We start from the raw sequence: 13994 nt of genomic DNA on the forward strand, positions 1-13994 counted from the left end.
CCAAGGATGAGCCCTTATGAATGCCCCCGTCACCGGCCACCGCCCCGCCTCCCAGCCCCTGGCCGGGCTGTTGCTGGGTCTGCTGACCGCCCTGCTGCTGCTGACCCTCGCCCTGCCGCTGCTCAACCCCGTCAGCTGGCTCGGGCGTGCCGCCCCCCTCATTCTGGGCCCGGCGGATCAGCCCATCGCTACCCTCAATCGCTACAGCCTGCTCTACAAAAGTGACAACCGGGGCTTCTATCTGGTGGTGCGCAGCCAGTGGCAACTGCTCAAACCCCTGCAGGAGGGGGACAGGGTGCGGGTGGAGCTGCTCAACGACAAAGGGGTGCGCATCGATCAGCTGAGCCAGGCGGTGGACAAGCGCCAGAAGTGCCGCAAGGAGCGCTGCACCCTGAGCCTCAACAGCGCCCTGCGCGCCCCCGACGACGCCCTGGACAGCCGCTACCAGCTGCGCATCGGGCTGCTGCTGGCAGACAGGCCGGAGAGCGCCGAATACAGCCAGATCCTCCAGACCCTGCCGGAGCGCGGTTTCAACCTCCTCTACCTGATGACCAGCCTGCTGCTGGTGCTGCTGGTGAGCGCCGCCGTGCTCAAGACCCTGCTGCCGCGGCTGCGCCGAAGCTACCGCGCCCGGGTGGCAGGCAGCCTGCTGCTCGGCAACCTCACCTTCGTGCTGCTGCACGGCTTCGTGGTGTTCAAGCTGGGGGAATTCCTGTTCTGGTCGGGCTTTCGGCCCGAGCACTACTACCTCGCCTGGGGCAGCATGGTGCTGGGCTGGAGCCTCTGCGCCCTCGCAGGCTTCAGCCTCTATATGGGGCTGCTCTTCACCGCCCTCTCGGGCATCGGGCTGCTCGCCAACTTCATGAAGATCGCCATCTACGGGGTGCCGCTGGGGGGGGACGATCTGGGCAACCTGCTGGCCCTGCTGCACATCCTGCTCGATCAGCACCCTGTGGTGCCGGTGCTCGTCGTGCTGGGGCTCCTCTTTCTGGTGTGGCGCTTCGCCCTCTCCCGCTGGATCCTGCGGGGCTTGCTGCGCACCGCCGCCGCCACCGCCGCCTTCTTTGCCCTCTGCGTGTTCGCCACCCAGACCGGCAACAAGCTGCTCGGGGCCAACATCCGCTATGTGGACAGGGCGGTGAACTACCACAGGGACATCATCCGCGCCGGCCCCGGCCTCTACCTGTTCAACCTGGTGGACGAGATGCTGCAAAGCGGCAACGTGTTTCGCTACCCCTTGCAGATCAACGAGCGCACCCCGGAGCTGAGCCTGCCCGCCCAGCCCAGGGCTCCCCGCTTCGATCTGGTGATCGTGCTGCAATACGAGTCGCTCTGGCTTGACTGGCAGGGCCGTCTCTGCGCCCCCGCCCCCACCTTGAGCCTGCCCGCCAGCGTGGCCCAATGGCGCAAGACCATCCACTCCCCCACCACGGGGGGCATGACGGTGCTGGCGGAGTTCGAGATGAACACCGGCCTGCCGGTGGGCCTGCTCAAACAGGGGGTGGTGCCCTACTACTACCTCTCGGACCGGGTGCCCGGCCTTGCGCGCAGTGCAGCCCAAAGCGGCTACCAGACCCTGTTCGCCCACCCCTATGTGGAGAAGTTCTGGGGCCGCGCCAAGGCGATCCCGGCCCTCGGCTACCAGGAGCGCTGGTTCGATACCCGCTTCACCGCCCTCGAGCACAAGGGGCTCTATATCTCCGACGATGCCCTCATCGATCACCTGCTCAAACGCAGCAACCAGGACGATCAGCCCCTGTTCGCCTACGCGGTCACCATGCAGGGGCACGGCCCCTTCGACGGGGATCGCTACCGGGCCCAGCAACGCAGCGGCGCCTGCCCGGATCAGAGCCCGGCGGATACCCAGTTGCTCAACACCTACTACACCGGGGTGGTGGACGCCATGGCCTCCCTGGAGCGGCTGCTCAAGACCCTGGACAACTCCGGCAAGCGCTACCTGGTGGTGGCCTTCGGGGACCACCAGCCCTTCCTGATGTCGGCGGGCAAGGGTATCCACGGCGCCAAACCGCCACGGGATGCCAGCTACCAGATCCCCATGATGGCCTTCACCCGGGCCGGGGACGGGCTGGATCTCGCCCGCCAGTTCGACCCGGTGCGCCAGCTCTACCAGATGGGCCAAGCCACAAGGCAGCTGCTGGCGGGGGACCTCACCCCTATCCGGGACCAACCCCTGCTCCACCCGGTGCTCGGGGAGGAGAAAGGCTTCGCCCCCTCACCCCTGGTGCCGCAGATCCGCGCCAGCTTCCGGCCCGATGCATTGCCCTGATCGATTGAGACACGAGGGACACAGATCCTTGCAACACCTTCCGGGCCGATGCCCTGCCCTGATCCGCAGCGAACTAGCAGACGAAAAAGAGGTCGCCCGGGCGACCTCTTTTTATGGGCGGGATGCGAGTACAGTGCCGCCTGCACCTCGCCATGTTCGTCCCGACCTGGGCTCTGCGACCCCTGACAGGTCATTTTTTGTTTAGATATATCAAACGATAACTCATTATCGAATAGCAAAATTGAACAACTTTGCCGACCTTCAGGCCCTGTGCCTCCCCATGTTCCCGCACCTTCTCCGGGCCGGGCCATTTTCTCCCTCATTCCCGGCCAGCCCAGAATCATCGGAGCGTTCGATACGTTCAGGCCTTGAGCCCCACTCACTTGCGCCCACCTTTGCGCGTCACACCCAACAAAAAGCCGACCTCGGGGTCGGCTTGTGACGGGGCGTTTGGCCATGCAGGGCCGGGCACTGGCGGGCTAGATCACCACGGCGGTGCCGCTGATGCTGACCATCAGCATGCTGCCGTTCTGGCCCACCACCTCGTAGTCGATGTCGATGCCCACCACGGCGTTGGCCCCCAGCGCCTGGGCACGCTCCTTGAGCTCCTCGAAGGCGATCTCCCGGGCCCGGGCCAGCTCTTTTTCGTAGGCGCCGGAGCGACCGCCGATGATGTCGCGGATGCCGGCGAACAGATCCTTGAAGATGTTGGCGCCGAGGATGGCTTCGCCCACGACGATGCCGCGGTACTCGCGAATGGTCTTGCCTTCCAGGGTGGGGGTGGTTGAGAGGATCATGAGGTCTCCTGTGAGTTGGGCTGGGTGCGCGAAGCACCGTTGCCGTCATGGTAGCAAGGCGCTGGCCAAAGCATAAGCCCGGCGTGGTCAGGGGCTTCAAGCACAGCGTCCGCCAGGTTCATCAAGGAGCCATCCATAGGGCCTGTGTCGTGCCACTTTCCCCGCACAGCGACCTTGGGCACCGGTGCTGGGGAGAGGGCTTCCGGGCCACGATGAAAGCGGGGCCTTGATGATGCAGACACGACTGCAGTTGCCTAGGCCCTCTGCGTCTTCGCCCTGGACGGCGGCAGGCGCTGTCAGGAGCGACTCGCGTCGGCCATAAAAAAAGGAGAGGCAAGCCTCTCCTTCTTGATGTTCGCAGCGGCAGCCGCCATGCACTCAGTGCAGCTTCATGCTCGGGCGCAGCACCCGGTTGATGCGGCCCACCAGCATGATGAGGCCGGTCTTGATGTAGCCGTGCAGGGCCACCTGGTGCATCCGGTACAGGCTGATGTAGACGATGCGGGCGATGTAGCCCTCCACCATCATGGAGCCGCGCATCAGGTTGCCCATCAGGCTGCCCACGGTGGAGAAGCGGCTCAAGGAGACCAGGGAGCCGTGATCGTGATAGCGGTAGGGCTTCATCTCGCCGCCGTTCATCTTGGCCAGGATGTTCTTGAACGCCTGGGTCGCCATCTGGTGGGCGGACTGGGCGCGCGGCGGCACGAACTTGCCGTCCGGCTGCGGGCAGGCGGCGCAGTCGCCGATGACGAAGATGTTCTCGTCGCGGGTGGTCTGCAGGGTCTCATGCACCACCAGCTGGTTGATGCGGTTGGTTTCCAGACCCGCGATCTCCTTCATGAAGTCCGGCGCCTTGATGCCCGCGGCCCATACCATGAGGTCTGCTTCAATCAGCTCCCCATCCTTGGTGTGCAGACCCTCGGCGGTCGCTTCGGTGATCATGGTGGCGGTGCGCACGTCCACGCCCAGTTTCACCAGCTCCTGGTGGGCGGAGCCGCTGATGCGCTCCGGCAGCGCCGGCAGGATGCGGGGGCCCGCCTCCACCAGGGTCACCTTGAGGCTGTCGGTGGTGAGATTCTTGAAGCCGTAGGCATAGAGCTGCTCCACCGCGTTGTAGAGCTCGGCAGAGAGTTCGACGCCGGTGGCGCCGCCGCCGACGATGGCGATCTTCACCTTGTCACCGGGTTGGTATTCGGTGGCGAACTGCAGGAAGCGGTTCATCATGCTGTTGTAGAAGCGGTGCGCCTGGGAGGGGCTGTCCAGGAAGATGCAGTGATCCTTGATGCCCTTGGTGTTGAAGTCATTGGAGACGGAGCCGATGGCCATCACCAGGATGTCGTAAGGGACTTCCCGCTCGTTGACCACCAGGGCGCCACTGTCGTCGTGGATGGGGGCCAGCACGATGCGCTTCTCGTCGCGCTTGATGTCGGTCAGGCTGCCGAGCTGGAATTCGAAGCCGTGGTTCTTGGCGTGGGACTGGTAGCTCAGGGCGTCGATGCCCGCATCCATGGAGCCGGTGGCCACTTCGTGCAGCAGGGGTTTCCACAGGTGGGTGCGGTTGCGATCCACCAGGGTGACATTGGCCTTGTTCTTCTTGCCCAGCTTGCGACCCAGGCTGGTCGCAAGCTCGAGACCGCCGGCGCCACCGCCTACAACGACAATATTCATCATGATGATTTTCCTTGGTTCCTCAAAACGAAAGGGAGCCATTGGCTCCCTAAAACGAAATCGGTTGACGTGATGGCTCAGGCTTCCTTGAAGGCCTTCATCCGTTGCAGATGGTGCGAGATGTTCTTGAACTTATGGGTCTCGCGCTCATCCCATACGATGTCGTAATAGTTCTTCAATTCACGTTCAGTGTCCCGATTATCGCGGATTTCATCCCGGACGGAAAGGATGCACAGGCAGTTTCCTGAATTTTTATTACGAAATTCGGTTACACACTTGGTGCCGATGTCCTCGTACTCCTCCGGCCTGTCGATCTTGCCCTGCATGTTCTCTTCCGGGTGCAGGTTGGGGTTGAAGACCACCTGCTTGATGCCGCACAGAAACCCGATCCGCTCGCTCCAGTAGCCACCAAGCCCCACGCCGCAGATGAGGGGTTTGGGATCGGTGCTCATGTCGAGCTGCTTCTTCACTTCCTTGAGCAGGTGGCTCATGTCGTGGCGGGGGTGAACCGTGCTGTAGTGCACGAAACGCACATCATCATCGATAAACTGCAACTGCAGCACTTTTTCATGATTGCCGGGGCTGGTGGCATCAAAGCCATGCAGATAGATGATCATGGACAAGACCTCAAAAACTGTGTCGGTTCTATCGAAACTACCCCAGCGACAGGGCCTTGCGCCACCAAAACATCCCACTTTCTTGCTTTGGATCACGCCCCTTCGGGCCACCAAACCGCGCGTCGGGGCGGCTGTGGCAGCGCCATGCCCCGGCGGGACATGGCGCAAACCTGGTCTGGCGAGGTTAACTGCCGCACTGGGCGAAGCGCGCCACCGCCGCTTCCACCAGGGCCAAGCTCCCCTGCCAGAAGGCGGGCTCGCGAATGTCCTGCCCCAAATGCCGTTCGACCAGCTCTTCGGCACTCATGCGACCTGTGTCTCGCAGCAGAGCGCGGTAGGCCTTCGCCACCCCCTCCTCCCCTGCGGCCTGGCGGCTCATCAGCTGCTGATAGACCCCGAGGCTGAACAGATAGCCAAAGAGGTAGGGGTAGTTGTAAAAACCGAAGCCCGCGATGGAGAAGTGCGCCTTGGCGGCCCAGAACAGGGGGTGATAGCGGTCAAGGCTCTGCTCGTACCAGCGCCCCCAGGCCTCGTCGGTGAGCCCCTTGAGCCGGGCCGACGACACATAGCCCTGCTCGCGCTCGGCCACCAGGGCCCGCTCGAAGTCGAAGCGGGCCGGGATGTTGACCAGGAAGGTGGCGGCGCCATCGGCATCCGCCCAGGCAATGGCCAGACGCTCCTCGGCGCTTCGGGCCTGCTCGTAGAGGGCGCTGCGCACCAGGGTCTCGGCGAAGATGGAGGCGGTTTCCGCCAGGGTCATGGGGTAGCTGCGCTGGCTCATGGGCAAGTCGCGGATGAGCCAGTTGTGCCAGGCGTGACCGAGCTCGTGGGCCAGCGTGATGACGTTGTCCATGGTGCCCGCATAGGTGATGAAGACCCGCGGCTCCACCGGCTCGGCAAACTTGGTGCAATAGGCCCCGGTGCGCCGGTTGGGGGTGGGGGCGGCATCAATCCAGCCGCGCTCGGCCATCATGCGGGCAAAGTCCCCCATCTCGGGGTCAAAGCGCGCGAAGGCCAGGGCGATGATGTCGACCGCTTCCTCGAAGGGGATCTCCCGGCGGCTGGCGGCAGGGGGTGGCGCAAAGAGATCCTCCGGCCCCAGCACCTCGAGGCCGAGGTGACCGGCCATCAGCCCCAGGGCCCGCTGGCCCAGATGGCGGGCCTGCCAGGTCTCCGCCATCAGGGTATCCAGGGTCGCCCGCTCGATGTGACTCTGGTGGCAGGAGAGATCCAGGGCATCGAGGCGCCGGTGTTTGCCGCGCTGGCGCGAGAGCTCCAGGCGCCAGCCGTTGAGGGCGTTGAGGATGGCTGCCACCGTCTCCTGCTCCCCTTCCCAGCCGGCGCTGATGGCATCGAAGGCCTCTTTGCGCAGGGCACGATCCGGGCTGGAGAGCAGGTTGCTCGCCTCCGCCAACCCCATCTCGCGACCCGCGATCACCAGCCTTATCTTGCCCACCAGATCGTTGTAGAGGTTGCCCCAGGCGTGCAGGCCGTCGGTGCCAAGGCCGATGACCAGCTGCTCCGCCTCCACCGGCAGCCGCTGATCCTGCAGGCGACGCTCGTGGCGCAGCCGGTACCCCTCCTCCCCGAGCAGGGGGTCGGCCATCAGTTGCTCAAACTCGGGCGCAGGCAGCCCCAGCATCAGATCTTCGATGGGGGCAAGCGTCTTGAACAGATCCGCATTGAGGGCCCGGGCCCGGGAGGCAACCTGCTTGGCGAGGGGATCCCGGGCGTCCTGGCTCCCCTTGCAGGCGGCCAGCACGGCGATGTTCCAGCCGATGTCGCGAATGCGCCGGGCCCGCAGGCGTACCTCCCTGAGGAAGTCCTGCAAGGCGCCTGGGGTGCGAGGAACCTGGGCCAGTCCCTCGATAAAACCGCTCAGCTCGGCCAGGCTGGCGCGGGCCAGGCTCATGTCCGCCTCGAGGACACAGCTGTCGAGGGAGGGGTAGATGTGATCATTTTGCCACTGCTGTGGATAGACTCGTTGTTGCATCGAACGCTCATCGTCAGGGACGGGCCTGGCCCGTCGTGAAATCCAGGTGGCCAGAGCCACCACCTTCGCGTGCAGGCATCACACCAGCCGCTCGAGGCGCACCACCGCCTCTTCCACATAGCGCAGGCTCTCCTGCCAGAACCCGGGTTCGCGGATGTCGACCCCCAGGTGCTTCTCCACCAGCGCCTCGGCGCTCATGCGGCCGGTATCTCGCAGCAGGGCGCGATAGGCGGGCACAAACTCGCCCCCGGCCCGCGCATGCTGGGCATAGAGCCCCAGGCTGAAGAGATAGCCAAACAGATAGGGGTAGTTGTAGAACCCGGACTCGGCGATGGAGAAGTGACCCTTGCTGGCCCAGAACAGCTCGTCATACTGGCTGAGGGCGTCACCATAGCACTGCTGCTGCGCCGATTTCATCATCTCCCGCATCTGGCTCGCCCCCACGTAACCCGCCTCCCGCGCCGTCACCAGGGCGCGCTCGAAGGCAAAGCGGGCGGGGATGTCGAGAAGCAGGCTCGCGGCCCGCTCCCCGTCCAGCCAGGCGATGGCCCGGCGCTGCTCCACCTTGTCGGTGGCGGCCAGCAGGGCATCGCGCACCAGGATCTCGGCAAAGAGGGAGGCGGTCTCCGCCAGCGTCTTGGGGTAGCCCCGCTGTTCGAAGGGAAGATCCCGCAGCAACCAGCTGTGCCAGGCGTGGCCGAGCTCATGGGCCAGGGTGATGACGTTGTCCATGGTCCCCTCGAAGGTGAGGAAGACCCTTGGCTCGGGCGGATCGGCATACTCGGTGCAATAGGCGCCACTTCGCCTGTGCTCGCTCGGGGCGGCATCAATCCACCCCTTGTCGGCCATCATGCGGACAAACGCCCCCATCTCGGGATCGAAGGCGGCAAAGGCCTCCATCACCAGATTCAGCGCCTGCTCGAAGCCGAACTTGCCGTGCACGGCCTGGGGCGCCGGGGCAAAGAGATCCCAGGGGGCGAAGTCGGTGATCTGCTGGGCACAGGCCATGGCCCTCAAGGCGCGGCGCCCGAGCTCCCTGTGCTCCCCGGCCGCCGCCATCAGGGTCTCCAGGGTCGCGCCCGTGATGTGCTCCTGATGGCAGGTGACCTCGAGGGCATCCAGCCTGCGCCCCTTGCCACGCTGGCGGCCGAGCTCGTTGCGCCAGCCGTTGATGGCGTTGAGAATGGCGGTCACCGTCTCCTGCTCCGCCTCCCAGGCACCCTGGATGGCGTGCCAGGCACTGGCGCGCCGCGCCCTGTCCGGGTGGGCGAGCAGGTTGTCCGCCTGGGCAAGCCCCATGGGCACCCCCTCCACCACCGGCAGCAGCCGCCCCACCAGGTTGTCATAGAGATCCCCCCACCCCTGCAGGCCGTCTACCGCCAACCCCTCGATGAGCTGCTCGCTCTCGAGCGAAAGCCACTGATCCTGCTGCGCTCTGTCGTGATGGATGTGGTAGGCCAGCTCGAAGAGTTCGGGATCTTGCAGCAGGGTGCGCACCAGTGACTTGGGGGCGCGAACCCAGAACAGGTCCACCGGCTTGCTGCGCTGGGCCAGGGTCGCCTCCAGCTGCTGGCCCCGGGAGAGCAGTACCCGGGCCTCCTCGTCGCGCCCGTTCTGGCTCAGCCGGTTGTAACCATAGACCTGACTGTTCCAGGCCAGGCTCTTCACCCCGTTGGCCTCGCGGCGGATGGCCCGCAGCAGGTGGCGCAGGGCATTGGCATCCGCAACGGGATGGGCGGGATCCGGCAGGTCCGCCAGGAGGGCGTCAAGCCGGGTGAGGGCGCGGGCAGCCTCCTGGAAGGCGGCCTCGATGGCAGGATCGTCGGGGGCGGCATAGATGTGATCATCTCGCCAAACGGGTGGTTTCATGGTTGTCCTTGTCTGTTTGCGTCCATATCGGGTCACCCCGCCTCTGCGGGCGGGTGAAACCGGATAGTACGAAGGGGGCCAGGCACTTGCCTAGCCCCCATTCGAGGCAACCGGCAGAAGAGCGCCCCCGGGTGCGACGGCCCCTGTCGGCCCTCCCCCGACAAGCGACCTATTTGGCGGGCTGAAGCTTGCTCACCAGGGTCATGGCCACCACCAGCACCAGCCCTGCCACCACGCCGGCCAAGGCGCTCAGCAGGGTGGGCGTCACCACGGCCAGTACCCCGCCGACCCCGGGCAGAGCGGCCACCGTGTCCGCCGTCCCTTCGATGAGATGATGGAGGAAGGGCCAGCCATGGACCAGAATGCCGCCGCCGACCATGAACATGGCGATGGTGCCCACCAGGGCAAGCAGGTGCATCAGACGGGGCGCCGTCACCAGCAGCCCCTGCCCCACCGCCCGGCGCACGGCGCCGCCATCGGGCTTTTGCAGCAGGTGCAGACCGATGTCGTCGAGCTTGACGATGAGCCCCACCAGGCCATAGACCCCGACGGTCATCAGCAGGGCGATGCCCGCCACCACGGCGATCTGCAGGCCCAGGCTCGACCCCTGCACGGTGCCGAGGGCGATGACGATGATCTCCGCCGAGAGGATGAAATCGGTGCGAATGGCCCCCTTTACCTTCTGGCGCTCATAGGCCGCCAGATCCTCGGGCACCGGCGCCGCCTGATGCGCCTCTTCCTCGTGGGGCAGGAACTTGTGGACCAGCTTCTCCGCCCCCTCGAAACAGAGGTAGGCCCCCCCCAGCATCAGGAGCGGGGTGATGAGCCAGGGGATAAGAGCACTGATGGCGATGGCGGCAGGCACCAGGATGAGCTTGTTGCGAAACGACCCCTTGGCCACCGCCCACACCACCGGCAGCTCACGCTCGGCCCGCACCCCGGAGACTTGCTCTGCATTGAGGGCGAGATCGTCCCCCAGCACCCCGGCCGTCTTCTTCGCCGCCACCTTGGTCATCAGGGCGACATCATCGAGCACGCTGGCAATATCATCGAGCAGGGTCAACAAACTGGCTCCGGCCATATCTGGCATTCCTTCTATTGAGTGGGACACATCCGGGCTGCCCCGGTCAGGGTGATGAGGGGGTCAGGGGACCACGGGCCCATCCGGGGATCACCCTTTGGGGCAAAAGATGGCACAGTGTAACGGGAAGCCGCCACGGCGGCAGCCCCCCATGGCAGATCCCCTGCTCCGTTTTCACCTCACGGCCACCGGCCCAAGGAGTTCCCATGCAACCCTGGCAACCTCTGCTCGATTTCTGGTTTGGCGATGACGCAGACGACGCTCCCCGTGCCGCCCGTCAGGCCCCCCTCTGGTGGGGCAAGAGCAGCGAGACCGATGCCCTGCTGGCCTCACGCTTCGGCGAACTGGCGGCCCGTGCCGCAGCGGGCGAGCTCGCCCGTTGGGAGGACGATCCCGCAGGGCGCCTGGCCCTCATCCTGCTGCTGGACCAGCTGCCGCGAAACCTTCACCGCCACACCCCCGCCGCCTTCGCCCAGGACGACAAGGCCAGGGCGCTGTGCCTCAAGGGGCTCACCCTCGGGGTCGACAAGGGGCTCTCGCCGCTGGCCCGGGTCTTCTTCTATCTGCCCCTCGAGCACGCGGAGTCCAAAGAGCAGCAGGCCAGAAGCGTCGCCCTGTTCGAGGCCCTGGCCGACGAGCAGGCCACAGACCCGGCCCGGACCACCTTCGAAGGCTTTGCCGACTTTGCCCGCCGCCACCAGGTGATCGTCGATCGCTTTGGCCGCTTCCCCCACCGCAACGCCATCCTGGGCAGGGCGAGCACGGAGGAAGAGGCCGCCTTCCTGCAACAGCCCGGTTCGGGGTTCTGACATAAAAAAATCCCCGCCATGGGCATGGCGGGGAGAGAACAACCGATCCGCACCTCACTGGATGCGATAGCGGGAGATCTGCTGGTGGATATTCTCCGTGGTCACGTTCAGCTCCTCTGCGGCGGCGGAGGTCTCCTCCGCCGTGCTGCTGGTCTGCTGCACCACCTGGGCTATCTGCTCGACCTGGAGGGCGATGGATTCCGCCGCCGAGGTCTGCTCGCGGATGGCCAGGGTGATCTCGCCGACCTGATCCATGACGCGATGGGAGGCCTGGCGGATCTGGGTGATGATGGCCCCGCTTTCCGTCGCCATGGCCACCCCTTGCGCCACCTTCTCCTCCACCAGGACCATTCTGGCCACCGTGGCCTCGGACCCTTGCTGGATAGCCTCCACCGTCCTTGAGATCTCCTGGGTCGACTAGGCCGTCCGCTCCGCCAGCTTGCGCACCTCGTCGGCGACCACCGCAAAGCCGCGTCCCTGCTCACCGGCCCGCGCCGCCTCGATGGCGGCGTTGAGCGCCAGCAGGTTGGTCTGCCCCGCCACATCGTTGATGACGTTCACCACCCCACCGATGCGGGAGATCCCCTCCCCCAACGCCGTCACATCGCGGGAGGCCTGACGAATGGCGTCGGCGATGTCGTTGATGGCGAGCACAGTGCGCTCTATGGTGGCCCCGCCGTCACTGGCGAGCTTGCCGGATTCATTGGTGATGCGGCTGGTCTCCTGGGTGCGCTGGGAGATGTCCGTGATGCTCACGCTCATCTCCTCCACCCCGGCGGCGATAAGGCTGGTGGCGTCATTGGCCTGACTCGCCGACTCCGCCATGTGCTGGGCCGCCTGGGAGAGGGACTCTGCCGTGCTCTTGATCTGCAGGCTGCCCACTGAGAACTCGGTGAAGGTCTGCTGCAAGGTGTCCAGCAGGCGGTTGACCGCCGTCAGCGTCTGGCCGATCTCGTCCTGCTGGCTCACATTGGCCCGCAGGGTGAAGTTCAGGTCGCGCTGGATCTCGGACAGGGTCGCCATGGCCAGACGGAGGGGATTGGCGACCTGCCTGAACAGCCAGAGAAAGAGCACCAGCGTGAGGGCACCCGCGCCCACCGAGATGAACAACAGGGCCTGCATGCTGCTATCGGCATTCTGCTCGCCTCGCAGCTTGACGGCGTCACCTTGCTGGATGTTGAAGTGGACGTGCTTGTCGATGGCCTGGGAAAGCTGCTCAAACAAGGGGGCAAGCTCCTTGTCGATCGCCTCTCTGGCCTCCACATTCTTGTTCTCGCGGGACAGGCGCAGGACGTCTTCAGAGGCCTTGCCGTACTGGGCAACCAGGCGCCGATCATCGGCGACGAGCTGCCTGTCCTCCTCATTGGAGATCATCCCGCTTTCATACTGGCTCAGCAGGGCGTCCATCTTGGTGTGAAGGGATGCAATGCTCTGCTCTATCTGACTCATCTTGCTGTCGTCGGTGTTGAGCACGTGCGCCTGGATCAATGAATGCAGGGCGTAGAAGTCTGTTTGTATCTCCTTGATCGTGGAAATGCTGGGGACTGTGTTGTCTGTTACATAGCTGAGATCCGCATTGGCGGAGGAGAGTCTGCTGATACTGAACCAGCTGAGACACCCCAGGGCCAGCATGACCAGCAGGGCAATGAGTTGAAGCCGACGAGCGATATTCATGAGTGCTTACTCCATCCATAGACTCCCTGCCAGGGTAGCCGATGCGGGCCCCGAAAATAGCGCCTAAAACATGCATTTCATTACACTTTTCAACTTCTGCTCGGCCGCGTCACACCCGCCGCCCCAACCCGGCCTTCGGGACCGCCGCCCCCCTCTGGCAGAATGGAAAAAGGAAGGCATTCGCCTTCCTTTTTTGCCCGGGGCGGCCGCACTGGCCGCCCATGAGCCCCGTGGCAGGGCGCTCGCCGGTCACGCCGCCTCGGCCAGCTCCTCCTCTTTTTTCTGGTAGGCCTGGGGGGAGAGCCCCAGCAGCTCCTGCACGGTGGAGGCCACCGTGATGGAGGAGAGCGTCCCCACCAGGATGCCGGCGAACAGGGTGAAGGAGAAGCCGTAGAGGGCGTCGCCGCCGAACAGGAGCAGGGCCCCCACGGTGAAGAGGGTGGTGCCCGAGGTGATCATGGTGCGGCTGAAGGTGGCCTTGATGGCCACGTCCGAGCACTCGTGGATCCCCATGCGGGTACGAGACCCCAGCAAGTCCCGCAACCGGTCCGAGATGACGATGCTGTCGTTGAGGGAGTAGCCTATCACCGCCATCAGGCCCGCGATGACGTTGAGGTCGAACTCGATGTCAAAGAGCGCGAGCAGCCCGATGGCCACCAGACCATCGTGCAACACCGACACCAGGATGCCGATGGCCTGGCGCCACTCGAAGCGCACCGCCAGGTAGGCGGAGATGGCGAGCGAGGCCACCAGCACCGCCAGCATCCCCTGCTGGAACAGCTCCGCGCCCACCTGGGGCCCGACGATGGTGGTGCGCAAGAGCTCCACCGGCAGGGCGAGTTGCTGCCCCAGCATGGTCGCCAGATCCTCCGCCGCCCAGGGCAGCGCGTGGGGGGGCAGCTTGATGAGCCACTCGCCGGGCACACCGGCGCCGTGCAGCTCCACCACCCCCGCCAGGGGCGCCGTCAGCAGGGCGTTGAGCTCATGGGCCTCCTTCAGGGTCTGGATGCGAAACTCCAGCAGGATCCCGCCGGTGAAATCGAGCCCGAGGGCGAGCCCTTTTGTCGCAAGGACGGCCACGCAGGCCAGGGTCAGCAGCACGGAGGCCCACAGCCCGATATAGCGCCAGCGGGTCAGCCCCATGGCCAGGATCATTCTCAGCATTGTTCTTCCCTCGACGTCAGGTGGTTCAGACTTCC

The 13994-nt window shown here is 65.1% G+C and carries 9 protein-coding genes and 1 pseudogene; 2 read left to right on the forward strand and 8 right to left on the reverse strand.

Annotated elements, in window-relative coordinates; all coding sequences use genetic code 11:
* Positions 1-16: 16 nt before the first annotated feature.
* On the forward strand, positions 17-2287 hold the full coding sequence (locus ACNPAA_RS08420) for an LTA synthase family protein (protein ID WP_417891683.1): 2271 nt from the start codon (positions 17-19) through the stop codon (positions 2285-2287).
* A 479-nt stretch (positions 2288-2766) separates the two neighbouring features.
* On the opposite strand, the gene ACNPAA_RS08425 is transcribed toward ACNPAA_RS08420, so the two are convergent.
* The 6 genes from ACNPAA_RS08425 to ACNPAA_RS08450 form a co-directional block, all read right to left on the reverse strand.
* Positions 2767-3084 (reverse strand): heavy metal-binding domain-containing protein, encoded by a 318-nt coding sequence (locus ACNPAA_RS08425; protein WP_010674360.1) that lies wholly within the window; start codon positions 3082-3084, stop codon positions 2767-2769.
* 378 nt (positions 3085-3462) lie between these two features.
* Positions 3463-4755, reverse strand: a complete 1293-nt coding sequence (locus ACNPAA_RS08430; RefSeq protein WP_010674359.1) for an NAD(P)/FAD-dependent oxidoreductase — start codon at positions 4753-4755, stop codon at positions 3463-3465.
* Positions 4756-4829: 74 nt separating this feature from the next.
* Positions 4830-5369 (reverse strand): alpha/beta hydrolase YcfP, encoded by a 540-nt coding sequence (ycfP, locus tag ACNPAA_RS08435; RefSeq protein WP_417891684.1) that lies wholly within the window; start codon positions 5367-5369, stop codon positions 4830-4832.
* Positions 5370-5553: 184 nt separating this feature from the next.
* Positions 5554-7362 (reverse strand): M3 family oligoendopeptidase, encoded by a 1809-nt coding sequence (locus tag ACNPAA_RS08440; RefSeq protein ID WP_417891685.1) that lies wholly within the window; start codon positions 7360-7362, stop codon positions 5554-5556.
* A gap of 78 nt (positions 7363-7440) precedes the next feature.
* A complete protein-coding gene (locus ACNPAA_RS08445; protein ID WP_041212857.1) occupies positions 7441-9231 on the reverse strand; it encodes a M3 family oligoendopeptidase in 1791 nt (596 codons plus the stop codon).
* 169 nt (positions 9232-9400) lie between these two features.
* Positions 9401-10312, reverse strand: a complete 912-nt coding sequence (locus ACNPAA_RS08450; protein WP_041212856.1) for a DUF808 domain-containing protein — start codon at positions 10310-10312, stop codon at positions 9401-9403.
* A gap of 206 nt (positions 10313-10518) precedes the next feature.
* On the opposite strand from ACNPAA_RS08450, the gene ACNPAA_RS08455 reads away from it, so the two are divergent.
* Positions 10519-11121 carry a DUF924 family protein gene (locus tag ACNPAA_RS08455; protein ID WP_053288514.1) on the forward strand — a complete coding sequence of 201 codons (603 nt, stop codon included), beginning with the start codon at positions 10519-10521 and terminating at the stop codon, positions 11119-11121.
* Between the two features lie 54 nt (positions 11122-11175).
* Here ACNPAA_RS08455 and ACNPAA_RS08460 read toward each other — a convergent pair.
* Positions 11176-12795: pseudogene (locus ACNPAA_RS08460) on the reverse strand (methyl-accepting chemotaxis protein).
* A 249-nt stretch (positions 12796-13044) separates the two neighbouring features.
* Positions 13045-13959: a protein translocase subunit SecF gene (gene secF, locus ACNPAA_RS08465; RefSeq protein ID WP_029314368.1), complete on the reverse strand. Its 915-nt coding sequence runs from the start codon at positions 13957-13959 to the stop codon at positions 13045-13047.
* Positions 13960-13994: the final 35 nt, after the last annotated feature.

The sequence above is a fragment of the Aeromonas sp. PS2Canimalfood6 genome, assembly GCF_048276795.1.
GTDB classification, from domain to species: domain Bacteria; phylum Pseudomonadota; class Gammaproteobacteria; order Enterobacterales; family Aeromonadaceae; genus Aeromonas; species Aeromonas caviae.

What these genes read in the sequence shown, in the direction of transcription:
- ACNPAA_RS08420 (WP_417891683.1), top strand. Translation starts at nt 17, where the DNA reads ATGAATGCCCCCGTCACCGGCCACCGCCCCGCCTCCCAGCCCCTGGCC.
- ACNPAA_RS08425 (WP_010674360.1), bottom strand. Translation starts at nt 3,084, where the DNA reads ATGATCCTCTCAACCACCCCCACCCTGGAAGGCAAGACCATTCGCGAG.
- ACNPAA_RS08430 (WP_010674359.1), bottom strand. Translation starts at nt 4,755, where the DNA reads ATGATGAATATTGTCGTTGTAGGCGGTGGCGCCGGCGGTCTCGAGCTT.
- ycfP (WP_417891684.1), bottom strand. Translation starts at nt 5,369, where the DNA reads ATGATCATCTATCTGCATGGCTTTGATGCCACCAGCCCCGGCAATCAT.
- ACNPAA_RS08440 (WP_417891685.1), bottom strand. Translation starts at nt 7,362, where the DNA reads ATGCAACAACGAGTCTATCCACAGCAGTGGCAAAATGATCACATCTAC.
- ACNPAA_RS08445 (WP_041212857.1), bottom strand. Translation starts at nt 9,231, where the DNA reads ATGAAACCACCCGTTTGGCGAGATGATCACATCTATGCCGCCCCCGAC.
- ACNPAA_RS08450 (WP_041212856.1), bottom strand. Translation starts at nt 10,312, where the DNA reads ATGGCCGGAGCCAGTTTGTTGACCCTGCTCGATGATATTGCCAGCGTG.
- ACNPAA_RS08455 (WP_053288514.1), top strand. Translation starts at nt 10,519, where the DNA reads ATGCAACCCTGGCAACCTCTGCTCGATTTCTGGTTTGGCGATGACGCA.
- secF (WP_029314368.1), bottom strand. Translation starts at nt 13,959, where the DNA reads ATGCTGAGAATGATCCTGGCCATGGGGCTGACCCGCTGGCGCTATATC.